Genomic DNA, 25,960 nt, shown 5'->3' with positions numbered 1-25,960 from the left:
TTAACCTGAGTTCGGGATAAAATTTATAGTCTTGTAAAGGTGTAAAAATTAATAAACTATGAACCGTAACCTGTACAGACGTAGTGTACTGAGTCCCTACCATACTGACAAATCCCGAACTGATGATATGTACTATTCTTCTTCTGTGGATGAAGTTGGACTCATGATTTCTTGATTTTCCTCTGGGCTGTTTTCTTCTACCATGACGGGGGTTTGAGAAACTTTTTCTTGTTGCATTTTTTGATAGTCGCTCTTGGATTTTATATCGATGCGCCATCCTGTTAATCGAGCCGCTAGGCGAACATTTTGTCCGTCTTTACCAATGGCGAGGCTCAGTTGATTATCGGGGACAACGACCATGGCTTGTTTTTCTTCAGGATCTAGTAATTCTACGAGATCGATTTGGGAGGGACTCAAGGCGTTAGCTATATATATAGCAGGATCTGGAGACCAACGAATGACGTCAATTTTTTCTCCTTTTAATTCATTGACTACCGCTTGAATACGAGAACCCCTCGCACCAATACAAGAACCGACGGGATCAACATCTTTATCGAGACTATCCACCGCTATTTTAGTTCTGGCTGTTACATATCTACTCATGGGGTTGGCTTCACGGGCGATCGCCACTATGCGTACTATTTCTTCTTCAATTTCAGGCACTTCATTAGCAAAAAGATACACCACTAAACCAGCATCGGCACGGGATACCAACAACTGTGGACCTCTTTGAGAACCTTCACGCACCTGCTTGAGATACACCTTAAAGGTAGCATTAGCTCGATAATTATCACTATTTATCTGCTGAGAACGAGGCAATTCCGCTTCTACTTCCGGACGACCATAAGCACTTTGGATCGTCATAATTACCGACTGACGCTCAAAACGTTGTACCTTCGCTTGAAGCACAGTGCCTTCTAACTCTTTAAATTCAGATTGAATCATCAACCGTTGTTGATCCCGTAATTTTTGTTGTAAAACCTGCTTAGTTTGAATTGCGGCCATACGCCCAAAGTCTTTTTGCTCGGGGGTGACATCTACCACCATTTCATCTCCTACCCTAGCTTCTTGGTTTACTTCCATAACCTCAGCCAAAGGAATTTCATGATCTGGATTTTCTACATTTTCCACCACTGTTTTTAGAGCTAAAACCCTAAATCCTTCTTCATCAATATCTAATTCCACCCGAAAATTATCAAAATAATCTTCACTAAAACCATTTTGTAAATTACTTTGTTTGGCACGACGAAAGCGTTCATATCCTTTAAACAAAGCCTCTCTAAGAGCTTCTTGGACTGCACTTTGGGATAAACTGTGACTTTGACTAATTTCTTCTATTAAAAAACTTAATCCGGGTAATTGAACAATACTCATATTTTTTTCACTAAATAACTAATAATCAATAATGGTGTTAAATTTTTAATTTATTCACTGGCACTGCGTAAACTAACCTGCTCAACTAATTCTCTTGGAATTTTCACAATACGTCCTTTACAGTTAAGATAAACAAAATCCTCATCCCGACTACGTAAAGTTCCCTCAAATTGAGTCTTTTTTTTGTGAGGCGTGTGAGTCTTTACCATGACTGGGAAACCTTGAAAACTGATAAATTCTCGATCCGTTGTCAACACGTCCGCTATACCAGGACTAGATATTTCCAAAGAGTAAGCCTCGGCAATAATATCTTTACCTTCTAATATTTCCTCTAACAAACGGCTCATTTTTTCGCAATCATCAAGACTGGTATCCCCTACTCTATTACGAATATCAACTCTTAATAAAGAAGGATTTTTATTTGTTTGGAATACTATGTTAGCTATTTCAAGATTTAATTGTTCAGCAATGGGAGTTGCTAACTCCGTTATTTCTGTTATCAAAGGATGGGTCATAAAAAAATCAGCGTTAAAACTCGGTTGATAAATGGTTGTTAACAAGCAACAAAAAAAGCGGGTATCACCCACTTTTAAGAGATCATTTCTCAGGATTGGCGGTTCAGGTTCTGATTACTTCTTAGCCAAAATAGTCCTTGTTCTGACGATGATTTAAGAGTTTTTATGGACTCAACTGTTGGCTATTTAAATACAATGGTCTTGTATTTTTCAACTTTCAAGGAAATATTAGAACCTTCTAGGATTGATTATAGTCTATTTTTTTTGATAATTCAATTTCTTTTCAGGAAAAGCATCCAATCTTCTGAGGGATGCTTCGTCAAACATTCATCAATGGTTAAAATTTTTAATTTTCCATCATAGTCTATATATCTAAGAATAAATCCTGCCTTAACTATTTCCTCTATTAAGGCTTTTGGGTTATCACAGCGCACAGGGGCAAACTCGAGAACGATGTTAATGTCAGGATTTTTGGTGATGGTATTTTGCATACCTTTCCAGATAGATTCTTCTGCCCCCTCAGCATCAATCTTGACAAAGTCCACTTTTTGCCAATCTTTGGTTAATTCATCTAAAGTGGTGGTTTGCACGGGAAAGACGTTATCCTGATTTTGGGATAATTCTTCTTCGGAAACTCCTGCACAAATTGAGCCATTAATTCCTCTTCCTTCTGGGAGATATAAGTTAACTGTTTTATCGATTTCATCAGCAACTGCCATTTGAATAACTTCTGAGTTGTTACCCAAAAATCCATTAACTTCCATGGTTCGTCTGAGTAGTTTTTCTATGTTTGGATTAGGCTCAATGGCGATAACATGGCCAGAAGAACCGACAATATCTGCCATTATTAATGAATAATAACCGTGATTTGCACCTATATCTATACAATGCCAACCTGGTTGAATTGCATCTGTAATTGCTTCTGTAATCCACATTTCCCAATATCCATTCAGAGATAAATGGGGGGCTATTCCTATATCATCGGCTTGTACGTAACAAAAGTATTTTGTTAAAACTCGGCATAGAAGAATTCCGTTACCTAGATAAGCTGTTTGGTAGTTTTGTCGACAGGATAATTGTACTTCTTCTCTATGTTTTTTTACTATTTGTTTTATGTCAAAAAATATATTATTTTTATTATTGAATTGACGAGAAATAAAATTGGGCACAAGAGATACTAAATTATCATACTGACTCTTTGAAGGAGTTTTTTCCATGGATTCTGACAGGGTTGTAAGATGAATATTATCTGCCGCAATTTTGTTTAGTTTATCGTTTTGGGATAGTATTACAAAAACTTCGTTGGCAAAGACGGGCGATAATTTTTCTATTGCTTGATCTATAAATTCTCTATCTAAGTCCTCAATCATTCCTTTGTGAATTACGAACCATTGAATGTTTTTTATATCTAAGGAATTAATTTTTGAGTAATCGATAGTGTTTTCTAACTCTTGTTCAAAGGGAGTGGGGGCAATTACTAAGTCACCTTTTTTACAGTTTTTTTTGATAAATTGATAGGTACTATTCCAATATTTATCATCACCAAAAATTGACATTTAATGACCTCTGTTGATTTTACAGCTTAAATCTTAGCATTATTTGATCATAATTTTCGACTCATTTAGACTAATAAAAAATATCTGAAAATAATGTAGGTAGTAAATTAACATTGAGTTATAACTTAAAGATTGAAAAACTTGTTTATTATTCAATTCATCAAGACTTTTTTTTAAAACTCCAATACTTATGAAGTAAATAATTAACTGGGGTTAAAGCTACAATAGAAATCATATTGGCATATAAATACCATATTCTAATAATATCAACCAAAGTGTATATAATACATAGATTGATCATGTTGCTGGATAACATAACGCCATAATACTTCCATAATTCTCTCCAAAATAATTTTTTATCTGTTTGGAATGTAAATACCTTATTAAGAAAAAATCCAATGTAATTAGTAACAAGAATAGTTATAACTGCAGAAATTAAATAATTAATCAAAAGTATTGATGTTAAAAAATACATTAATGCAAGGGTTAACAATGCACAAAAGCCACCAATAAATAAAAATTTAAAAACTTTTATATCTATCAATGAAAGTATTATTTTTATCATTATCAATAATTCTCCAATGGAATCATAAAAATTAAATTTTATTCAAAACCGTATGTTTCTTGTACTAGATATATGGGACGTTGTTTAACTTCTTGATAAATTCTTCCTGTATATTCACCCAATATACCTAAAGTTATTAGTTGAATTCCACCCAAAAATAAAATAGTGACAATTGTTGAAGCATAACCAGGAACCTCAACACCAGAAATAAGAGTTCTAATAATTAGAAAAGAACCATAAATAAGTCCCAAAAAAGAAACAATCAAACCAAAGTAACTCCAAATTTTTAAAGGAATAGAGCTAAAAGATGTAATTCCATCAATAGCGAAATTCCATAACTTCCAATAATTAAAGCGACTTTTGCCACTTTGCCGAGGTTCACGACTAAAGTAGATGGCAGTTTGTTTATATCCAACCCAGGAAAATAATCCTTTCATAAAACGATTTCTTTCAGGCATTTGTTTAAGAGCCTGTACTACTTTTTGATCCATTAATCTGTAGTCTCCTGTGTCTTCTGGAATCGGTGTGTCGCTTATTTTACCAATAAAGCGATAAAAATATTTAGAAGTCATTTTCTTGATCCAAGATTCACCTTTTCTGTCAATTCTTACCCCATAAACTACATCATAGCCTTCTAGCCACTTAAACCAAAATTGTTTAATTAATTCGGGAGGATCTTGTAAATCTGCATCAATAGGTATAACAGCTTTTCCCTTTGCGTAATCTAATCCTGCTGTCATGGCAGCTTCTTTACCAAAATTACGAGATAAATTAATAATTTTGACGTCACTATTGTGCATACGGTATTCGATAAGTTTTAATAAAGTATTATCCTTACTACCGTCATTAATACAAATGATTTCATAAACAATATTGAGACTATCCAAAACTTCTGTTAGTTTTTGAAATAAGTAGTCCAAGTTATCCTGCTCGTTGTAACAGGGAACCAACAAAGATAAGTCTATATTATTGTCCATGATTTTCAATTTGATTGTTTAGACTAAATGAATATAAAAAATCTAAATAGAAGATAAAGAACTATATATATAGTTCTTTATTTATCCACAAAAAAAATACTAACCTAGTTTGTAAAAAAGTTTTAATATTATTTTCTTTTTAAAAACATTTTTTAAACAAACACATTCTACTATGTAAATAAAATTTAAAAATTTTTATTTAAAAGAATATTATAAATATTTTCATAATCAGAATACCACCATATTTCATCATCATGACAACTTTCTATTCGTTCAGGTTGACCATATTTTTCTAAAATTTTATCTTTATTTAAAGATCTGGTAAAAATAAATTCAAATTTTGGTTGTGAGCCTGACTCATGCCAACTATTTTGATACCAGTAAATGTTATTGTTAAAATGGTATAAGTTTCCAAAGTCTGTAATTGTACCAATTTGAAGATTTTTTTGAGAGAATAGTATAAGTGGTTTTGTTTCCCAATATCCAGCTAAACCTGCCGTGGTTTTGTTTGCTAAACAACCATAATATACTGGGGGCGGAAATACTTGAGTGATTGATTTTATCTCTAGTAAAGATATTTGTAAGACAATATTAAGACTGAAGATAATCAGAGTCAAATATTGAATTTGTTTTAACCATTGATATTTCAACTTTGATAAGTAAACTAACGACAATAAAATTGAAAATATAAGTGGGTTATAAAATATAAACAAAAAGTACCTTAAACTACCGATATCTATATATTTGCCTAAAATCATTACACTAGAAAAATTCAGGACTATACCCGAAATTGTAAAGATACTTAGTAAAAATATATTATTTTGTGTTTGGGAAAATTTATAATTTTTAATATAGTATTTAATAAGAAAAGATAAAAGATAAATAAAAGCAATTGTTGGTATTATTAAATTTACGAATAAAAAGAATTTTGATTCTGGATTAATCGAGATAATATCTTCAAAAACCCTATTGAGAGAATATACTATATTACTCCATTTAAATGGTAGCGAAGTTTTGCTAGATAAAGGATCAATAAATTTATAAAAAATAGTACCAAAAATACATGGAATAGAAAATGCTATATATGTTTTTTTACAATCTTTGAATTTAACAAGTTTTAGTTTAGTTAATATTGTAATGGCGAATAAAAAAGGTAATACAAAATAAATAATAATTTGCAAGTTAGATAAGCTCGTGAAAAAAATCAGAATACTACTTAGCAATAATTGTTTTTCTTGTGATGTTCTTAAATAAGATAGGGTAGATGCTAAACAAAAAATAGAAACTAAATAAGCTCCAAAATGTATATAGCTGAGAAATGGTATGGTAAAAATCCATGATATATCGTGTAGCTTTCCAAAACGTGTTGGATGTAAATTAATAAAAAATAAGGTGAATAATAAAAATATACAGTCATAAATACCGATATTTTTACCTCCTAATTCTTTATATAAAAAGCGTAGACCAATAAAAAATAGGTACCATTGAATAATTGCGTAACATATTATTGACAATAAAGGATTGTTAAGCAAAAAAGCAATTAATAAAAATAAAATTGTATCAGGAAAATAATAGGGAGCATCAGGTAATCTCCATCCCCATATATTTGATAGATTGGATGATAAATCCATCGATAACACAGGTAATTGAATTATATCCGCATTAGTGGAAAGTAATGTAATACTATCTACTTGATAAAGATCATAAACTGATAAACTAAAAACACCTAAGATAAGTAGGTGCTTAAGCAATAAATAAAAAATTTTAATCTGTATATTATTTTTTAACTTATGTGTCAACATAATTATTAATTTTACATTGAGAGATATTTTAAACCTTCAAATTTATTTGAGTAAATTTGAATTATATCAGACACAGTATTTTAGTGCAACATGAAAATGAAAAGACTGTTAAAATGTTTCATCATGATCATAAAATTACAATCTAATTATTAATTTGCTCATAATTAAATTATTGGTTTTTATTCATCACAAATTTTATGTTTCCTTGTTTAATTTTCCATAATTTGTCTATTATTTGGTCTTTCTTTATACAACCAAGGGATTGAATTTGATAATGTTTTCCTGTAATTATGTAACGGTAACGGATATTAGTGGCAATGAGTTTTTAGGGGCGATCGCACTTTATGAGCAATCATTTCCCCTCAGCGAAAAATTATCCTGTAATGTTATCAAAAATAAGATTGAAACGAGAATTTTTCAACTATGGATAAAAAAAGATCAAGAAAAAGTTATTTTGATGGCTATTTTATCCCCTCTACCGCAAACTAATTTTACCTTACTCGGATATTTAGCGACTTCTCCAGAATATCGAGGTCAAGGACTAGGAAAAGATTTTATGATCTTTATACAAGAACAACTACAAAAACATAATCAATGGTTACTTTTAGAAGTAGAAAATCCCTTGTTTCCTCCAGACAAAGAACTAAAACAAAGACGGGTTAATTTTTATCTCAGATTAGGAGCAAAAATTATCAAAGATGTTCCTTATTTATTACCCAAATTATCTAAACAAAAATCCCCTGAAATGATTTTGATGGTTTATCCTGATTATCAAACATATGAAATTGATAATTTATTAATAGAACAATTAATCACATTAGTATATCAATATTTTTACGATCAACCTAATCACAAAAATATATATTTTTTAGTCAAAAAAATACCTCAAATCATAGAATTAAGTGATACTTTTTAATCATAAAATCCTATGTTACCATGAAAAAAATTAAGATTTATTTAACCATGGAAAAAAGAAAATTAGGTAATACCAATATCGAAATCACTCCCATTATAATGGGTACATGGCAAGCAGGTAAAAGAATGTGGGCAGGTATTGATGATGATGAGAGTATAAAAGCCATTCGTACTGCCGTAGAGGGAGGCATCACCACCATCGACACCGCCGAGGTTTATGGGGAAGGACATTCCGAAAGAATCGTCGCTAAAGCGGTTAAGGATATTCGAGACGAGGTGGTATATGCTACCAAGGTATTCGCCAACCATCTCAAATATGATCAAGTAATCAGTGCCTGTGAAAATTCCTTGCAGAATTTGAGTACCGACTACATTGATTTATATCAGATTCATTGGCCTTCTGGTACTTGGAATAGTGATATTGTACCTATAGAAGAAACGATGAAGGCGCTTAACAAACTCAAGGATGATGGCAAAATAAGGGCGATCGGGGTATCTAACTTTTCTGTGGCACAATTAAAGGAAGCAAGGCAGTATGGGGAAATTGTTAGCATTCAGCCTCCCTATTCTTTATTCTGGCGGGGGGTAGAAAAGGAAATTCAGCCCTATTGTGTGGAAAATAATCTGTCTATCCTATCCTATTCTGCCCTTGCTCAAGGTATTCTAACAGGTAAATTTGGCTCAAGTCCACAGTTTGAGGAGGGTGATCATCGGGTTAATAATCGTTTGTTTCAACAACCCCACTGGGATAGAGTTCAAAAAGCCTTGGATTTATTACAACCCATAGCAAACAAGTATGATTGTAGTTTAGGACAAGTTGCGATCGCCTGGTTAATCGCCCAATGCCAAACCCAAGCTATTGTAGGCGCTAGGAATGCTTCACAGGTGGAACAAAATATCAAAGCAGGAAATATCAAAATCAGCGATCAAGATTTAGCAAAAATTAGTGATATTGGCACGGAAGTAAGTAAACACTTTGATGATAACCCCGTTTTATGGAATTTTGACAATTAAACTCAATTCCCTGAGTAGAGTAAACCAATAAAATTAATTAACAAAGATATTAAAACCATTAATTTTAGTTCAATTTATTGAACGTTGACTGTTAGCCGTGTAATTTATTACATGGTGGGTGATAATAAATTTTACTCATTGCATTTAGTATTGAGTCGCTCACTAGACTTATCGTGTAAAGAAAAATACTTAATATCTAACACTTTATCACCATTGCCTATCCCCCATTCCCTGTCCAAGTGAAAAATCATATCTAAAACCAGCAAAGCCGATTTTTTTTGTAAACAATCATTACGACAAGTTGTAAAAATTCTTAATACAAAATGAGATTAATTCAGTTTAAGGTAGAAAACTAGGAATCAAAGACTTTTTGTAAATTTTTATAAACATAAAACTTAATAATCAGGAATAAATAAAAATATGAGCGTAAACTTAGCCACAATGTTGAAAGAAGGAACTAAAAAATCCCACTCCATGGCGGAAAACATGGGATTTATTAAGTGTTTCCTCAAAGGGGTAGTGGAAAAAAATTCTTACCGTAAATTAGCTGCTAACCTCTACTTTGTATATGGTGCCATGGAAGAAGAAATGGAACGCCTCAAAGATCATCCCCTCATTAAACCTATTTACTTCCCTGAGTTAAATCGTCAGCCCAGTTTAGCCAAAGATCTTCAATTTTATTATGGACCTAACTGGAAAAATGAAATTCAAATCACTCCCCATGGACAAGCCTACGTAGATCGCATCCATGAAATCGCCCAAAATGCTCCTGAATTGTTTGCAGCCCATTCCTACACCCGTTATTTAGGAGATCTTTCTGGGGGTCAAATCCTCAAAAATATTGCCCAAAAAGCAATGAATTTAGATGATCAGGGTACTGCTTTTTATGAGTTTGAAACTATTGATGATGAGAAGGCTTTTAAAGTAAAGTATCGTCAATGTTTGAATGATTTACCTGTGGATCAGGAAACTGCCGATCGCATCGTACAGGAAGCCAATGACGCTTTTGGCATGAATATGAAAATGTTCCAAGAGTTAGAAGGTAATTTGATTATGGCTATCGGTAAGATGTTATTTAATAGCTTAACTACTCGCCGTCGTCGTAATCAGAACAATTCTGAGGGTGAATTGGCTACCGCTGAATAATCTTTTTCTGTTGCTTTGTTAATCCCCTATCATGGGGATTTTTTTTATGTTAAAAATTGTTAAAAAATCGCTTTTTTTCTTGTCTTTTTATTTTTGCCGTGCGATGATGTAACTAGGTTGTTAATAATGGGAATCTGTATATTTACATTTAAAAATGCTTAGCCTTCCATTATAATACAAATATAACATGGCACGGGGCGATCGTCCACCCCAAGCCGTAAAATATTTTTGACATTGCTTAATTATGATACGAAATATAGTTGAATTACACTAAAAAATAAGACTTCTAAATATTAGAACCGTTCCCTGTTCCCTTTTTCAACCAGAAATCATACCTAAAATCAGCAACGGCTATTTTTTAAATTTAAGGTACTTGCAGACGGATTAAATGTTCTTCGGGTAAAGCCTCTTTGAATTTACCTTCTTCAGCAAGTATGGCAATTAAGTTAATTTCCTGATCAGGATCGAGGTGTAAATCTTGCCAAGGTACAGCAATTTCGATACATTGATCCAAGGCAATCCTTGCGCTGCTATAACGGGAATGCCAACGCAAGTCAGATCCAGCTTCCTGTAGCCAATAAGTTTTAGTGACTAAATTAATACCGAGATGATGACGGTAATGGTAGTTTAGGGGATCTTGATCTGGTACATGGGCGAGGGGGATGGGGCTATTATGGCCAGGGCGATGGGGATAGTACCACAATAAATGGAGTTCTGAGGGTAGGTCTTGCCCTGCTACGGCTCCTGATTTGACATCGAAGCGGAAATAGAAGTTTAGATGATCCCAACCGTAATAAATAGCGGGAATAAGACTGGTACGGTGCATAGTACCCCGTGAACTACCAATTTTAATTTTTCCTGCTTTTTCCCAATCCTGTTCATCTCCTTTTCCATCCACTAGGGGGCTGATATAACTACTGGGGGGCTGTTCTCCTGTGGAGCGTTGGTTGGGGTTAGCCACGGGGCGATGGAGATATTGGGGTACGGTTTCGTTAAGGGCTTGGTAGAGGGCGATGAGATGTTCTCTGAATAGTTGATCAAACATATCATCATGGGAGGAGTGATGGGGATCTCCAAACCACCAAAACCAGTCGGAGCCTTGCGCGGCATAAAGGGCTTCCCAAGCATCGGGGTTATTTTCTGGGGTGGCTTCGGGATGTTTGGCTAAGGTTTGTCGGGCGGCGCTCAGATAGTCCCATGCTCGGTTTTTAGTGCGCTCGCCTATCCACGTGGAAAAATTACCGTCAATCCATGAGCCACTATGTAACTGGGAGTTTTTGATGGTATGGGTGGGGGGAAACTGCTCGACAAATTCAGACACTGTAACTAATTTAATGTCGTGAGCGTGGGAGAGGTTTTGATAAAGTTCTTCTAAGAAAGGTTTACCGTCTTGCTCATAAAATTCCCAACAGTTTTCGCCATCGAGGGCAATGGTAACTAACCAAGGTTCGTCGAGGGTGGTGTTATCACTGGATTGTCTATCTGCTAGGGTACGGGCGATCGCCTGTAGGTGTGAAATCAAGTCACAGGCTGCCTGTTGAGGCTTCATGGCACCATAGGTGAAACCAATGAGATCTGATAAACGGTGATCTCGAAAAACAATACTTAAATCCCTATGGTCAGTTTCTAAACGATAGGGGCGATATAATACCTCAGGTTCATAAACATTTCCCGTTTCGTCACGGTGGAAAAAGTGGTTAAAACTCCAACCCAATACCGCTTCATCAGAACATATCCACTTAAACCCTTCCTTGGCAATATGGGGTAAAATTTCAGGGCTAATGGATTGCTCACTAGGCCACAATCCTCGGGGCGATCGCCCGAAACGCTCTTGATACATAGTCCATGCCCGATGTAAATGACGGGGAACATCCTCCCCCCACTGAAAACGACTTACAGGTAATTCCATATGGGGTAGTGCCACCCTCCCTGCATTAGTATCATTAAGTAACGGTAAAATAGGGTGAGTGTAAGGGGTTGTCGTCACCTCCAACTGTCCTTCATCCTGCATCTTTTTATGTTCAGGGATAATTCTGGCAATAATTTCTTTTTGTTTACTATAGATCCTTTGGCGATCGCTCAGGGTAAAATCACGACCTTTTTCTAACCAACGGGCAATATCTGCATCATCCCAAAAAAGAGGATCAAACCAAGCCAAATTATGCCATGCCAAAAGATCACTCAAATCTTGATCCGTCCAATTATCCAAACACCACTGTTTACCCTTAATATGCTTGTGTTGGAAAAGCTCCTCATAACGGCCATGGGGGCGAATCATATGATAGTGATTGGCATCAAAAAAATTATCCACAATAAAACCCTTTTGCTCAAGGGTTAACATACTCACAGGGGTTAAAGTCAAAGCCAAGTAAGGATCTAAGGCATCTCCATGGGCATAATCTTCCAACTGCATAATCAAAGAAGGAACTAAATTCACCGTTTGATGGAGCGCAGGATATTTTTTCAACATCAAAATCAAATCCAGATAATCTTTTATGCCATGAAGCCTTACCCAAGGAAGACGATAGTCAGCCCCTAAACTATCTTTAGATAAACGAGATTTATATAGGGGTTGGTGTTGATGCCAGATAAAGGCGACATAGAGAGGATGGGCCATGGATGATCATTGTTATTCAGTTTTTTCCTTCACTGATATTAGCACTAAATAAATTGGGCAAAAAAAAAGAACGCATTTTGCGTCCTCTTTTTATTCGACTAATGGAACTGAGCAGAGTCGAACTGCTGTCCAAATCAGTTATTTACTTATCGCTCATTCACAGGTTTAGCCCCTTTGATCCGCAGGGCGGGAACTATCACTTATCCCTGATAGCAGGATTTTCTAGTATTATCTTTTCTCTATAACTGACTAGAAACAGTACCAGAGAGCATCCGTTGGGGGTTGCCTATAATGCTTAACGGAGTCACACTATAAGCGCTCGAACCAAGTTTTTTGGTCTTAGGCAGCTACAGGAGCGGCTTTACGAGCAAAAGGAACGATGTTGTTCGCAGTTACTATTTTTTTGAATCTTTGATTAACGAGAGGAGATTCACTCTCGACCTGTATCACGGGTCAGCTTTCACTAACCTGTCGAAACCGTTACAGTCCCTTGATATATATTCATCATAACTTTTATCTCTCCAATTGACAAGGGGGCAAAGTGGTTTTTTTGAACACTTTAAACCAGAAAGATTTATTAGAAAAACTTTAAAAATCCGTAACATAAGTTAACATAGAAATAACAAATAAAAAACAGTAGCAAAAAAGCTCTCATTTATTATCAAGACCCATTGATAAAATAAGAATATAAATTTAAAGGAGGCTATCCATAAGTGAGCAAAGAAAATAAAAAATGGCGTAACGTCGGACTATATGCAATACTTGCAGTAGTCGTCGTAGCCTTAGCCACAGCGTTTTTAGATCGCCCACAAGAACAACAGTCGAGCTGGAAATATAGTCAATTTATTAATGAAGTAGAAGGCAGTCGAGTAGAAAGAGTACAATTGAGTGCCGATCGCACCCAGGCCATTGCCACCGCAAGGGATGGACAAAGGTTTTTAGTAAACCTACCTAACGACCCCCAATTAGTTGATATTCTCTCGGAAAATAGAGTTGATATTTCTGTAGTTCCCCAAAGTGATGACAGTTTCTGGTTTAGAGCCATCAGCAGTCTTTTCTTCCCCGTATTGCTTTTAGTCGGTTTATTTTTCCTTCTTCGCCGTGCATCCAGCGGCCCTGGTTCTCAGGCTATGAACTTTGGTAAATCCAAAGCCAGAGTACAAATGGAACCCCAAACCCAAGTTACCTTCGCCGACGTAGCAGGGATTGAACAAGCCAAACTAGAACTTACCGAAGTGGTGGACTTCCTCAAAAACGGTGAAAGATTTACCGCCATTGGTGCAAAAATTCCTAAAGGGGTTCTTTTGGTAGGGCCTCCAGGGACAGGTAAAACCCTCCTTGCCAAAGCGGTAGCAGGGGAAGCAGGAGTTCCTTTCTTCAGCATCTCTGGTTCTGAGTTCGTAGAAATGTTTGTCGGGGTTGGTGCTTCTCGGGTTCGTGATTTGTTTGAACAAGCCAAACAGAGCGCCCCTTGTATCGTCTTCATCGATGAAATTGACGCCGTAGGTCGCCAAAGAGGTGCCGGTTTAGGGGGTGGTAACGATGAAAGGGAACAAACCTTGAACCAACTTCTCACCGAAATGGATGGTTTTGAAGGCAACACCGGTATTATCATTGTCGCTGCCACCAACCGTCCTGACGTTCTCGACTCCGCTTTATTACGCCCAGGACGTTTTGATCGTCAAGTAGTGGTTGATCGCCCCGACTTCTCTGGCAGAGCGGAAATTTTATCAGTTCACGCCCAAGGTAAAACCCTTGCCAAAGACGTGGATTTGGAAAAAATTGCCCGTCGTACTCCCGGATTTACAGGAGCTGACCTTTCCAACCTGCTCAACGAAGCCGCTATTTTGGCCGCCCGTCGTAACCTGACTGAAATTTCTATGGATGAAGTTAACGACGCCATCGACCGTGTATTGGCCGGCCCTGAGAAGAAAAATCGTGTCATGAGCGAAAAACGTAAAACCCTCGTGGCATACCATGAAGCAGGACACGCCCTTGTGGGTGCTTTGATGCCTGACTATGACCCAGTCCAAAAAATTAGTATTATCCCCCGTGGACGTGCAGGAGGACTCACTTGGTTTACTCCTAGTGAAGATCGTATGGAATCAGGGTTATATTCTCGCTCCTACTTACAAAATCAAATGGCTGTAGCCCTTGGAGGACGTATTGCCGAAGAAATCATTTTCGGTGAAGAAGAAGTAACCACTGGTGCATCCAATGACTTACAACAGGTGGCAAGGGTTGCCCGTCAAATGATTACTCGTTTCGGTATGAGCGATCGCCTTGGTCCTGTTGCCTTAGGTCGTCAGAGTGGTAACGTATTTATGGGTAGAGACATCGCCTCAGATCGTGACTTCTCAGACACCACCGCGGCCACTATTGATGAGGAAGTGACCCAATTAGTAGAAAGAGCTTATCAAAGAGCAAAAGACGTTTTAGTTCAAAATCGTCCTATCCTTGATAAATTAGCCGCCATGTTAGTGGAAAAAGAAACCGTTGAAGCTGACGAATTACAGGAAATCCTTAATAGTAGTGATGTGAAAATGGCTGCGATCGTCTAATTCCTAGATATTTTCAAAGTTAACTAAAATTCCAAGGGGCTTAACATATTGTTAAGTCCCTTTTTTGTGCAAAATTAAAGTAACCTTTGTTAACACCCACCATGAGACTGACCAAAAAAAGAAAAGCACAAGAAATACTATCTATCCTCAAAACCCTTTACCCCGATGCTACCTGTAGCCTCGATTATCAAACCCCCGTACAATTGCTAGTAGCTACTATCCTTTCGGCTCAATGTACCGATGAAAGAGTAAATAAAGTAACCCCCAATTTGTTTGCCCGATTTCCCGATGCCCCTAGCCTTGCCCACGCGCATAGAGAAGAAGTGGAAACCTTGATCCGTTCTACAGGTTTTTTCCGTAATAAAGCCAAAAATATTCAGGGCACTTGTCTCAAAATAGTCAAGGAATTTAACGGAGAAGTACCGCAAACCATGAAAGAATTATTAACCTTACCGGGGGTAGCCAGAAAAACCGCTAATGTAGTTCTAGCCCATGCTTTTGGTATCATTGAAGGGGTAACGGTGGACACCCATGTAAAAAGACTTAGTAACCGTCTAGGATTAACCAAAAATAGTCAACCCATACAAATTGAAAAAGATTTAATGAAACTGTTACCCCAACCAGAATGGGAAAACTTTTCCATTAGTATTATTTACCATGGTAGGGCTGTATGTAACGCTAGAAAGCCCCAATGTGATATGTGTCAACTGATTCATCTTTGCTCAGACTACAAAAAAAACCAAAAAAAATAAGGGGAAAAATCCCCTTAACTCTAGTTCTCATTATCGTCAACTTATACTAAACCAAGCCAAGATAATAAACCTTGACCAGTGGCATATTCAATGCCGAGGGTGATTAAAAATCCGATCATCGCCGCTCTACCATTTAATTTTTCGGCGTAGGTGTTAAAACCAAATTTAGGATCTTCTATTTTGGGGGTGGTGGTAGGTTCGGTCTTTGCCATAATGGTAATCTCCTTTAATAATTGTTTAACTCAATAAAATATTAAGTTTCGTAAACATCTTAACATTATATGTTTTATAGTTGCCATTTTTTCTCAAAAAATTAACTAATATCAAAGGTAAATAATTCAAATTGATCTTCCCATCATACAAAACTTAATACCGATTCTAATTGAGTCTTAAATGGTGAACGAAAATATATAATAATGAAATAATTCAATAAAGTGATTAGCAACAATGAACAGTAAGGAGTCATCAGCCGAAAACCTGCTAGTACAACGCTATCAACTGCTAGAAATAGTAGGCACAGGAGCAATGGGAAAGGTATATCGAGCCAAAGATACGGTTTCCCGTCAAAATACTGTGGCAGTAAAAATTTTGGCAAAGGCTCTTGATGATATGAAAATGATTGATAGATTTCAGCAGGAAGCCACCATCAGTGCTTTACTCTCAGAAATGTGTCCTAATATCGTTAGGGTAAGTGACTATGGTATTGACCAAAATAAAATACCATTTTATGTGATGGAGTTGTTAGAAGGGGAAAATCTAGCGGACTTTATTGAATTCCATGAAATATCCTTAGAAACTTTCTTTCATCTTACCCGTCAAATTTGTTTTGCTTTAGAAACTGCCCACAATGGTATTATTTTTCTGGGTAAGGTTTGTCCTGTGATTCATCGAGATTTAAAACCTACTAATGTTTTTGTGGTTGATGGTGATGATGGTAGGGAGAAAATTAAAGTTCTTGATTTTGGTATTGCTAAGTTAAGTCAAGAAGATTCTCAGCATCGGGAGGAGGAATTTGCGGGTACTCCTCGTTATGCTTCCCCTGAGCAATTACAGGGTAATGATGTTGATAATCGTGCTGATATTTATAGCTTGGGTATCATTATGTATGAAATGTTGGCTAAAAAATTGCCTTGGGAATTAGAGCATAATTCGGTGGGAGAATGGTACAAAGCTCATGTGGAAATTCCTCCTAATGACTTACCTTCAGCATTGGATATTCCTAGGGAATTAAGGGAATTAGTTATGCAATGTTTGAAAAAAATTCCCCGATTGAGGCCACAAAATGTGGGGGAAATTAGACAAAGATTAGAGTTAATTGCTCGAAAAAATTTCAATCTTGGTAATTTTTCTGAGTCTAATAGTAGTCAAACTACCTATTTATTTACTAATACGAATAAGGACAAAAAACAAAATAAAGATTCTTTTTTATTAAATACTTTATGGCCGAAGAATAAACCTCAACAAAAAATAGTTTTTCCTCGGGTGACTAAGTTTAATGATGAGCAAATTCTTACTCTTTGTACGATGTTGGATGGTGATGATATTGAGGAAAGAATGGAGAATGTTCGCTACAATCGATTTATTTTTCAAAGTTATCCTCATCCGATGATTCTTTGGTTAAGTATTTTATATAGTCCTGAGTTGGGGGCGCGTTGGTTACCCTGTTATTTAGATTTAAAAACTAATATGGGTCAACAAATTGCTGATTTATTAAGTGATTCAAAAAAATATTATCTTTTATTTTTTCCTCTTAATGAGTCTAACCGATGTGTTAATTTTTTACCTTTTAAAATTATGCTTAAACAAAGGACAAATATTAAACAATGGGTGTCGGTTAGTAAGATGTTAAATATTGCGGATAAGCGTCAAGCTATGGTAAGTAAGAAAAAGTTACAGTCTGATTTGGAGTCGATGAAGGGTGATATTTTAAAAGAGTTAGAATTTAATCGAGATGGGGAAATTAATGCGTAATTTATTTTCATGGTTACATTTTTTGAGTAATACCTATTTAAATGGTTGTCCCCAATGTTGCCATGATTCTTTGTTAAAGGGCGATCGCCACTTAAGAATCAAATCTCGCTCTAACCTTTGTCTGATATGACGTTCGGGAGAAATACCCCACCAAAAAGCCGATCGCACCGTAGTAGTAATTTTATATTGACGATGAAGTTCAATATATCTTTGAATGTAACTTTTACAGTCATGATTTAACCATCTTTGATAGGGTGATAATTTTGTTTCCCCCACATAAAGTAATAAAGGTAATTCCGTATCTAAAATAAAATATAAACAACTTTCACTCTCATTATATTTAGGTAAATTATAAAATTGATCTGTATGGGTAGGGATAGAAAAAGGATCAAAATTGTCTGTATCCCATGTTATATTATTTTCAGAGGTTAATAAATTAGTTTGCTTTATCTGCTCTTTTTTCGCTTCTTGCTGATAATTATAAATTCTTTTTTTCCAACTTTGTAGATAATTATCACTCATCTTATATTCTTGGTTTAAAGATGGTTTTTTAAACTGATAAGTGGCAGAAGGTTCAAATAAACTTAGTTGTTGATTTTTGTTCGTTTTGTATTCCATAAATAACAGTGGACAATTGACAATTGACAATTAATTTTTTTATGTTGTTGATTATTGAAGTACCTCGAAATCGGGGAATTTAGATGGCAAAGAATTCCTCCTAGTTGATATTAATTCCCTCCTCTTGCTGATAAGTTAGAGACAGGTGAGAGTTAGAAGATAAAATAGAAAATATCGATAAAAAATAAAATTAATTTTTACTCCCCATAAAAAAATATTAAACCCTGAGTATAATATGACAAAATCAAAAGATGTTCAAATTACCCCGATCGCCCTTAACACAAGGGTATTTCGCTCTCGTACTTGGGATAGACTCAAATTCGAGGTAGAATACGGCTTAAATCGAGGCACTACCGCCAATTCTTTTGTCATTGAAGCAGAAAAAACCGCCCTGTTTGATCCTCCCGGGGAATCCTTTACCGAGATTTTTTTAGATGCCCTAGAGCAAAGAGTTGATTTAGAAAAAATTGACTATCTCATTTTAGGACATATCAACCCCAATCGAGCAGTAACCATTAATACCCTAGTGCAAAAAGCCCCCCAAATTAATATTATTATCTCCAACACGGGGGCAAAATCTCTACAAACCATTTTCGAGAATAACTATCAAGAAACCCTCAGCAAAAATCCCCTCAATATTACCGCCGTCAAAAATGACCTACAACTAGATTTAGGCAAAGGACATTTACTAGAATTCATTACCACCCCTAATCCCCGTTACCCTGACCAACTTTTAACCTACGATAATCAGACCAAAGTATTTTACACCGATAAATTATTTTCAGCCCATGTGTGCGGTGATCAAATTTTGGACGAGGGTTGGAGTATCTACCAAGAAGACAGAAGACATTATTTCGATTGTGTCATTGCGCCCTATGCCACGCAAATAAGTAAAGCCATAGAGAAGGTGAAGGAAAAAGAGTCTTTCATCTATGCCACTAACCATGGCCCTTTGGTGCGTTATGGTTTGACGGAATTAACAGGGTTATATCAACAGTGGTTGGAAGTCCAAAAAAATCAGACTCTTAACGTTGCCCTTGTTTATGCGTCCGCCTATGGTAACACAGCAACCCTAGCCAATGCGATCGCCCGTGGCATCACCAAAGCAGGGGTAAGGGTAGAATCCATTAACGCTGAATTTGCGGGAAGTGAGGAAATTAAAAACGCCATACAAGGCTGTGACGGCTTCATATTCGGGTCTCCCACCCTCGGCGGCCACGCCCCTACCCAAATCCAAAGCGCCCTCGGTATAGCCCTTGCCAACGCCGATAAGAATAAATTAGTGGGGGCATTCGGTTCGTTTGGTTGGAGTGGAGAGGCCATCGATTTATTAGAAAATAAATTCAAAGATGGGGGTTATCGTTTTGGTTTTGATACCATCCGAGTCAAGTTTAAACCCACTGAAGCGGTGTTAAAAACCTGTGAGGAAGCGGGTACAGATTTCGCCCAAGCCCTGAAAAAACGTAAAAAGGCTCTCAAATCGAAGGAATCCGCCGCCGCTAATTCCCTCACCGCCAGAACTGAACAGGCTTTGGGGCGTTTAGTGGGTTCGTTGTGTATTGTCACCACCCAAAGGGATGAAATCAAGGGCGCCATGGTGGCTTCTTGGGTATCTCAGGCTACTTTTAACCCCCCCGGTTTAACGGTGGCAGTGGCAAAGGAAAGGGCGATCGAGTCTTTGTTACCCATTGGTAGTTGTTTTGCCCTCAATATCCTTGAGGAAGGCAGATATGTGGAGTTGATGAAGCATTTTCTCAAACCCTTTGCCCCGGGGGAAGATCGTTTTGTTAATATTGATCATGATGTGGCAGACAATGGTAGCCCTGTTTTGAATAATGCCCTTGCCTATGTGGAATGTGAGGTAAAAAATCGCCTCGAATGTGGTGATCATTGGGTTATGTATGCGATCGCCAAGGCTGGTAAATTGCTTAAGGATGATGGTATTACTGCGGTACATCATCGTAAATCTGGCACTCATTATTGATAACGGTTAAGGGGCGCTGGATCATGATTTAGTAAAAGCGAATGTTTTAGCCCCACCGTGTAATTTATTACACGGCTAACGGTAATTCATTCAATAAATTGAATTAGGACATTGATATTGCTAGTTTGTAAATAATCAAGGGAACTTGATATTATACGGTGGGTAATAATAAAGTTTACTCATCAGATTTGTTCTTCTAACTTGAATTGGAACAAAGTTTAATTAACATTATTTAAACCGTGGAATAAAAATCAAATAAATTCATTTGACCACTATTTTCAGCAATATTAACCCTTTTATTAATATGCTCCACTCTATTTTCAATTTGGTTTAACACTGCCACCAATTGATTACCCAAAGCCCAAGCTAAATTAACAGGTACAGCATTACCAATCTGGCGATATTGACTACTTATTGAACCCGTGAAATGCCAATCATCAGGAAATGTCTGGATTCTAGCATATTCTCTAATGGTGAGGGGTCTAGTTTGCTGGGGGTGACATCTTTCCGTTTGTTTTTGGGCAGGGGAACAAGTTAAGGTTAAACTGGGTAAATCAAAAGATAACCTTCTGGCGATGCCCGTTTTCCCACCCCCCAAAAAATAACTTTTACCCATGTATTCTCGTTTCAAGTCTTCGGGTAAATCTATCCAGCAACCACCAGGGGGAATCATTTCCATTATTTTTTGCTTCTTGTTGGGGTAATTTTGACCAAGAGATGGAGGACAATCTTGATCATATAAATCTCCTTTTTTTAGGGCATCTTTTAGAGTCATAATTCTGAAAAAAGGATCTGGCCAAATAAAATTGGTATATTTAAATAGATCTTTTCTAATGCCAATTAAAAATAATCTTTCTCGTTTTTGAGGTACACGATAAAAAATAGCTTTTAATACTTTTGGTTCTATTAAAACATACCCTAATTCAGCAATTACAGTTTTAATGGTGGCTAAGGTTTTTCCTTGATCATGGTTCAATAAACCTTTAACATTTTCTCCTAAAAAAACTTTTGGTTTTAACTCTTTAATAGCCCTTGCAAATTCAAAAAAAAGTGTCCCTCTTACGTCTTCAAATCCTAATTTATTTCCGGCATAGGAAAATGCTTGACAAGGAAACCCCCCTGATAATAAATCAATATCATAGCTACTATAATTAGCAAAATTAACTTTACTAATATCTTTTTCAATGACATTCCAATTAGGACGATTTAAACGTAAAGTTTTGCATGAGTCTTTATCTATTTCATTAAGGGCGATCGCACCAAAACCAGCTTTTTCTAAACCAATGGCTAAACCACCTGCCCCCGCAAAAAGTTCTATAGATTGATATTTTCTCAAGGGATTTATATTTTGTTGTTTTTCCCATTGAGAATTAATCATAGATTTTATTGGCTCAAAATGTTGTAAGTTTTCTAAACAATATTGACCATTTTTTGATGGTTTTATTTTACCCTTTATTTTCCATTTTTCGACAGTGCTACGGGAGACAGATAAAATATCGGCTAATAAGGCATCTGTGATAATTTGTTTAGACATTTTCTATATAAAAACTTTGGTTATTCGAGATAGTAAAATTAAGATAAAACTTAAGACTATATATAATAAAATGAGTGTAAAACCAATGATCAAAAAATGCGCCTAGTAACCTATAGCCCTGCTTTTACCCTTGTGCCAACCTATGAATGTTTTAATCGTTGCAGTTACTGTAATTTTCGCACCGATCCAAAACAGGATTTATGGTTAACTTTAGATAAGGCAAGGGAAATTTTAACCAGTTTACAGGGTAAGGAAGTTACGGAAATCCTTATCCTTAGTGGTGAAGTGCATCCTCAGTCTAACAGGCGTAAAGATTGGTTAAAGAGGATTTATGATATTGCCCATTTAGCACTTTCTATGGGCTTTTTTCCCCATAGCAATGTGGGCCCTTTGAGTTATGAAGAAATGGCTTTATTAAAGACGGTAAATGCCTCTATGGGCTTGATGGTGGAACAGGTTAACCCCAGTTTACTAGATACTGTCCATCGTTTTGCCCCTAGCAAAGTTCCACAATTGAGGCTACAACAACTAGAATGGGCAGGGATGTTACAAATTCCTTTTACTACTGGTATTCTATTAGGGATTGGGGAATCATCTTTTGATCGTATGGAAAGTATAAGGGCGATCGCCCTTATACAAGAAAAATATGGACATATTCAAGAAGTAATATTACAACCCTATTCTAAAGGTAGTAAGGATAGTTATTTACAAAATAATTTTAATAATTTAGACTTATTAGAAACCATTAATAATGCAAAAAAAATTCTTCCTAATAATATCACTGTTCAGATTCCACCTAATTTAATTCAAGATGAAAAAGTCTTAATTCAATGTTTAGAATTAGGAGTAAGAGATCTAGGAGGAATTGTACCTAAAGACGAAGTTAACCCCAATTATAGCCATGATAATTTAACCGATTTAAAGAATACTTTATTAAACCATGGTTGGATTTTAAAACCTCGATTACCTGTTTATCCTCAATATTATCAAGAAACTTTTAGTCGCTTAAAAATTCTTTGTAATTAAGATATTTTACAATGGTATTTATTATTGAATAGGCATTGCTTATTTTGAGGATAAAACATTATTGAATTACAGTAAATATACAGTATTAAAACTATTATTTCTATTGCCTATTGTCAAACTAAACTAAAAATCATATCTTAATTCACGAACGCCATTAAATCTATTCATCCTTTAAAAAAAGATTAATTCTCTCTAATACCCGATCATCACTTACCATCCATTTATGGGTTAATACGGGAATAGTTTCTGCGTTAAATGATGCCATGATAGAACTTTGAGCAGGGAAAATCATCAAGTCAAAAGGAGTCCATAAAAACAGACATTTAACTTTATCTAACTCACTAATTATATCTTTATTTAAATCTAATAAAAAGTCACTACGGGGACGCATTTGTTTTATACCTACAAAGGGTAAAAAATAGGCTGTAAAAGTTCCATTATTAGGGGCAGAAATACTAATATATTTATTGACTTTTTCCACACCACCCAATCTCTGTAAATAGTAACGGGTAACTAAACCACCCATACTAAAACCGAGTAGATTTATTTTTTCTTCCTTATTAAAAGTATCATCAATATATTTCTTTACTTGTTGAGCTAATACTTTTAAATCTGCCGTACCATAACGGGGAGTTAAATCTATTGTATGAACATTATGACCTTCATTGACTAAATAGGATAACATTTGATCAAAAACAATACTTCTATCCATAAAGCCATGAATTAAAAGAATAGGATTCATTTTGTAAAATAAATAATTTTAGTTTTATGTTCTCCTAGTTAATTACACCAAATTAAATTCTTGGAGTGCGGGTAAAAAATTACGATTTTCATGGCTAGGGCGACTCAGTTTTATTAAGGCAAATCTTTGTAAATCGCTTAAATTATTCCATTGATTAATATTTAATTTTAGATCAAATTCCTGTGCTTTTTCTAAAATTTGTGGTGGTATATTATCTTTTTGTTGCCATAATGGATGAGAGTCAATTTCTAAATTTTTAGCGTAATTACCTGTTTTGCTATGTACTAAATCTTGTAAAAAATTAGCATATTCCATAGCTTCAGAAGAAGTCTTACAAGGTTTATTTACTAATATTTCCCTTTCTTCAAGGGTGAATTGATGCCAATGGTCAAGTTTTAGTTTAACTCCGCAGGTATCCAATTTCATTCTTACCACTAAAGGAATACAGCGTAAAGATTCTACGAAATCAGCTTCAAATTGAAAAAAATCGGTCATGTGCGATCGCCCTTAAAAAATAACCTTAAAATAAATACTATACAAAATTCTGCATTAAAATAAACAAAAAAAAGATTAATAGGAAAAAAGAGGGGCTTGAGTGTTTAAAGAACAACCAATCGACCTAAAATGTGAATATCCCTGCCCTTGTCGCCGAGAGGGAAAATTACAACCCATCACCCTAACAGAAGCCCTAGGCTGTAACGAATGTCAACAAATATTTGTCACAGAGGAAGAACATAAATACCTAAAACCCGTAGTAGATTTATCACCCTACAAAAAAAAATGGTCTTGGAATGGTAAAAAATGGGTATTACACCGCCAAGGCATCTCCAAAAACTACCTACTATTCCTAGTCTGGTTTACCATTGGCATAACTTCCCTATCCCTAGTATTTTCGCTCATAAGTTCACTTCCATGGGTATTAGCCACTATGATGATTATCTCCTCCGTATTAATCATACTTTTATTGCCATACAGGTATTAAAATTGTTTAGGTTATAATCACAAATTCTATGACAGAATCCATTGAAAAAAGGGTAAAAAAAGCCCACCAAGCATTTCTCGAAATGAGCCGAGCAAAAGGCATCGAGCGCTCCTTAGCCGTATCATTAATGGCAGAAAAACTAGAAGAATGTTTCGATGACATCTTACAAGCAAACACCCTCGATTTAGAAATTAGTCGAGAAATGTCAGTGCCAGACTTAATCCTAGATTGGCTAAAACTCACCCCCCAAAGACTAGAAGCCGCAGTAGAGATATTAAAAACTTTAGCAGAATTACCCGATCCTTTTCAAAAAGTAATTAACGCCCCCTACCAAGTTACCTACTGTCAAAACTACTCCCAATTGATGCCCTTAGGGGTAATTGCCATGGTATATGAAGCCTTACCCGATTTAGCCATTATCGCCGCAGGATTAACCATCAAAACAGGAAATAGTTTGATTTTGAGGGGCGGTAGTGAATCAAGTAATACTAACACCATCATTTCACAAATATTACAAGTAGCCCTAGAAGAAGCCGACTTTCCCCCTAGTTGTATCGAATTTTTACCCTCAGAACAAGGTTATTCTATCCAAGATTTAATTACTCAAGATCAATACTTAAATTTAATTATCCCCTACGGACGTCCTAGTTTAATACAACAAGTAACAGAAATGGCCACCGCCCCCGTGTTAAAATCAGCCATGGGTAATTGTTATTTATACTGGTCTTTATCCAGTGATCTTGATATAGTAAAGTCAGTAATTATAGATAGCCATGATAGCTTACCAGATCCTGTTAATGCCATTGAAAAAGTATTAATTAACAGCCAACAAAAATCCACCTCTATTACCCGTCTATTTAGCCACCTCCAAGAAAATGATTTTATCCTTAAAGGTGAGCCATCTCTAGTGGAAGAATTCCCCGATTATCTTAACCCCGTCAAAGAATCCTCATGGTATGAACCTTTTTTAACAAAAACCATTGCCTTTAGACGTACAGATGATCTACAAAGTGCGATCGCCTATATAAACGAGCATAGCAGTGGTCATGCCAACTGTCTAGTTACCGACTCCTACCAAGAAGGGCGCACCTTTGCCATGGAAGCCGACAGCGCCCTAGTTTATATCAACTCATCCCCCCGCTTTTATCGTTACCTACAGGGAAGTAACTCCGTATTTTTAGGGGTATCCAACCAAAAAGGGCATCGCCGAGGATTAATTAGCCTTGAAACCTTTACCACCCTAAAACAAATCGTAGTCGGAGACGGACAAATGTAAAACTATTATTAGGTTTTCCACCCATGACCAAAA

The 25,960-nt window shown here is 36.0% G+C and carries 22 protein-coding genes and 1 other RNA gene; 10 read left to right on the top strand and 13 right to left on the bottom strand.

The window, feature by feature from the left end; translation table 11 throughout:
- Positions 1-132: 132 nt before the first annotated feature.
- From nusA to IQ215_RS05855, 6 genes are all read right to left on the bottom strand, one after another.
- A complete protein-coding gene (nusA, locus tag IQ215_RS05880) occupies positions 133-1,374 on the bottom strand; it encodes a transcription termination factor NusA (RefSeq protein WP_193800381.1) in 1,242 nt (413 codons plus the stop codon).
- A 50-nt stretch (positions 1,375-1,424) separates the two neighbouring features.
- On the bottom strand, positions 1,425-1,889 hold the full coding sequence (gene rimP / locus IQ215_RS05875) for a ribosome maturation factor RimP (protein WP_193800380.1): 465 nt from the start codon (positions 1,887-1,889) through the stop codon (positions 1,425-1,427).
- Between the two features lie 272 nt (positions 1,890-2,161).
- On the bottom strand, positions 2,162-3,445 hold the full coding sequence (locus tag IQ215_RS05870) for an FkbM family methyltransferase (RefSeq protein WP_193800379.1): 1,284 nt from the start codon (positions 3,443-3,445) through the stop codon (positions 2,162-2,164).
- A 160-nt stretch (positions 3,446-3,605) separates the two neighbouring features.
- Complete coding sequence (locus IQ215_RS05865) at positions 3,606-4,010, bottom strand: GtrA family protein (protein WP_015223726.1); 405 nt, start codon at positions 4,008-4,010, stop codon at positions 3,606-3,608.
- 38 nt (positions 4,011-4,048) lie between these two features.
- Entirely contained in the window at positions 4,049-4,987 is a 939-nt protein-coding gene (locus tag IQ215_RS05860) for a glycosyltransferase family 2 protein (RefSeq protein WP_193800378.1), read from the bottom strand.
- A 185-nt stretch (positions 4,988-5,172) separates the two neighbouring features.
- A complete protein-coding gene (locus tag IQ215_RS05855) occupies positions 5,173-6,789 on the bottom strand; it encodes a hypothetical protein (RefSeq protein WP_193800377.1) in 1,617 nt (538 codons plus the stop codon).
- Between the two features lie 274 nt (positions 6,790-7,063).
- On the opposite strand from IQ215_RS05855, the gene IQ215_RS05850 reads away from it, so the two are divergent.
- From IQ215_RS05850 to IQ215_RS05840, 3 genes are all read left to right on the top strand, one after another.
- Entirely contained in the window at positions 7,064-7,705 is a 642-nt protein-coding gene (locus tag IQ215_RS05850; protein ID WP_193800376.1) for a GNAT family N-acetyltransferase, read from the top strand.
- A 47-nt stretch (positions 7,706-7,752) separates the two neighbouring features.
- Entirely contained in the window at positions 7,753-8,718 is a 966-nt protein-coding gene (locus tag IQ215_RS05845; protein ID WP_193800411.1) for an aldo/keto reductase, read from the top strand.
- 420 nt (positions 8,719-9,138) lie between these two features.
- Positions 9,139-9,864: a heme oxygenase (biliverdin-producing) gene (locus tag IQ215_RS05840; RefSeq protein WP_193800375.1), complete on the top strand. Its 726-nt coding sequence runs from the start codon at positions 9,139-9,141 to the stop codon at positions 9,862-9,864.
- Positions 9,865-10,228: 364 nt separating this feature from the next.
- Here the strand turns inward: IQ215_RS05840 and IQ215_RS05835 are convergent, their stop codons facing one another.
- Together IQ215_RS05835 and ssrA are read right to left on the bottom strand one after the other, a co-directional pair.
- On the bottom strand, positions 10,229-12,481 hold the full coding sequence (locus IQ215_RS05835) for a glycoside hydrolase (protein WP_193800374.1): 2,253 nt from the start codon (positions 12,479-12,481) through the stop codon (positions 10,229-10,231).
- 99 nt (positions 12,482-12,580) lie between these two features.
- Positions 12,581-12,971: a transfer-messenger RNA gene (gene ssrA, locus IQ215_RS05830) on the bottom strand.
- A 223-nt stretch (positions 12,972-13,194) separates the two neighbouring features.
- Between ssrA and ftsH3 the strand changes: the two genes are divergently transcribed.
- Both ftsH3 and nth read left to right on the top strand, forming a co-directional pair.
- Entirely contained in the window at positions 13,195-15,042 is a 1,848-nt protein-coding gene (gene ftsH3, locus IQ215_RS05825) for an ATP-dependent zinc metalloprotease FtsH3 (RefSeq protein WP_193800373.1), read from the top strand.
- A 101-nt stretch (positions 15,043-15,143) separates the two neighbouring features.
- Complete coding sequence (gene nth / locus IQ215_RS05820; RefSeq protein WP_193800372.1) at positions 15,144-15,794, top strand: endonuclease III; 651 nt, start codon at positions 15,144-15,146, stop codon at positions 15,792-15,794.
- A gap of 41 nt (positions 15,795-15,835) precedes the next feature.
- Here nth and IQ215_RS05815 read toward each other — a convergent pair whose 3' ends face one another.
- Positions 15,836-16,006 (bottom strand): hypothetical protein, encoded by a 171-nt coding sequence (locus IQ215_RS05815; protein ID WP_193800371.1) that lies wholly within the window; start codon positions 16,004-16,006, stop codon positions 15,836-15,838.
- 235 nt (positions 16,007-16,241) lie between these two features.
- Here IQ215_RS05815 and IQ215_RS05810 point away from each other — a divergent pair, with 235 nt between their 5' ends.
- Entirely contained in the window at positions 16,242-17,765 is a 1,524-nt protein-coding gene (locus IQ215_RS05810) for a serine/threonine protein kinase (protein WP_193800370.1), read from the top strand.
- A 33-nt stretch (positions 17,766-17,798) separates the two neighbouring features.
- Here IQ215_RS05810 and IQ215_RS05805 read toward each other — a convergent pair whose 3' ends face one another.
- Positions 17,799-18,383 (bottom strand): hypothetical protein, encoded by a 585-nt coding sequence (locus IQ215_RS05805; protein ID WP_193800369.1) that lies wholly within the window; start codon positions 18,381-18,383, stop codon positions 17,799-17,801.
- A 235-nt stretch (positions 18,384-18,618) separates the two neighbouring features.
- On the opposite strand from IQ215_RS05805, the gene IQ215_RS05800 reads away from it, so the two are divergent.
- Positions 18,619-20,367: a diflavin flavoprotein gene (locus tag IQ215_RS05800; RefSeq protein WP_193800368.1), complete on the top strand. Its 1,749-nt coding sequence runs from the start codon at positions 18,619-18,621 to the stop codon at positions 20,365-20,367.
- Between the two features lie 232 nt (positions 20,368-20,599).
- Here the strand turns inward: IQ215_RS05800 and IQ215_RS05795 are convergent, their stop codons facing one another.
- The gene (locus IQ215_RS05795; RefSeq protein ID WP_193800367.1) at positions 20,600-21,901 is read right to left on the bottom strand and encodes a DNA cytosine methyltransferase; all 1,302 of its coding nucleotides are present in this window, start codon (positions 21,899-21,901) and stop codon (positions 20,600-20,602) included.
- A gap of 96 nt (positions 21,902-21,997) precedes the next feature.
- Between IQ215_RS05795 and cofG the strand changes: the two genes are divergently transcribed.
- Entirely contained in the window at positions 21,998-22,927 is a 930-nt protein-coding gene (gene cofG, locus IQ215_RS05790) for a 7,8-didemethyl-8-hydroxy-5-deazariboflavin synthase subunit CofG (RefSeq protein ID WP_193800366.1), read from the top strand.
- Between the two features lie 160 nt (positions 22,928-23,087).
- Here the strand turns inward: cofG and IQ215_RS05785 are convergent, their stop codons facing one another.
- Positions 23,088-23,669 carry an esterase/lipase family protein gene (locus tag IQ215_RS05785; protein WP_193800365.1) on the bottom strand — a complete coding sequence of 194 codons (582 nt, stop codon included), beginning with the start codon at positions 23,667-23,669 and terminating at the stop codon, positions 23,088-23,090.
- Between the two features lie 42 nt (positions 23,670-23,711).
- The gene (locus IQ215_RS05780; RefSeq protein ID WP_193800364.1) at positions 23,712-24,164 is read right to left on the bottom strand and encodes a nitrate reductase associated protein; all 453 of its coding nucleotides are present in this window, start codon (positions 24,162-24,164) and stop codon (positions 23,712-23,714) included.
- Between the two features lie 100 nt (positions 24,165-24,264).
- Here IQ215_RS05780 and IQ215_RS05775 point away from each other — a divergent pair, with 100 nt between their 5' ends.
- Both IQ215_RS05775 and IQ215_RS05770 read left to right on the top strand, forming a co-directional pair.
- Entirely contained in the window at positions 24,265-24,651 is a 387-nt protein-coding gene (locus IQ215_RS05775; RefSeq protein WP_193800363.1) for a hypothetical protein, read from the top strand.
- Positions 24,652-24,679: 28 nt separating this feature from the next.
- Positions 24,680-25,927, top strand: coding sequence for a glutamate-5-semialdehyde dehydrogenase (locus IQ215_RS05770; RefSeq protein WP_193800362.1), 1,248 nt, complete (start codon positions 24,680-24,682; stop codon positions 25,925-25,927).
- Positions 25,928-25,960: the final 33 nt, after the last annotated feature.

The sequence above is a fragment of the Cyanobacterium stanieri LEGE 03274 genome (assembly GCF_015207825.1).
GTDB classification, from domain to species: Bacteria; Cyanobacteriota; Cyanobacteriia; order Cyanobacteriales; family Cyanobacteriaceae; genus Cyanobacterium; species Cyanobacterium stanieri_B.
This window is presented reverse-complemented; position numbering and strand designations above follow the sequence as displayed.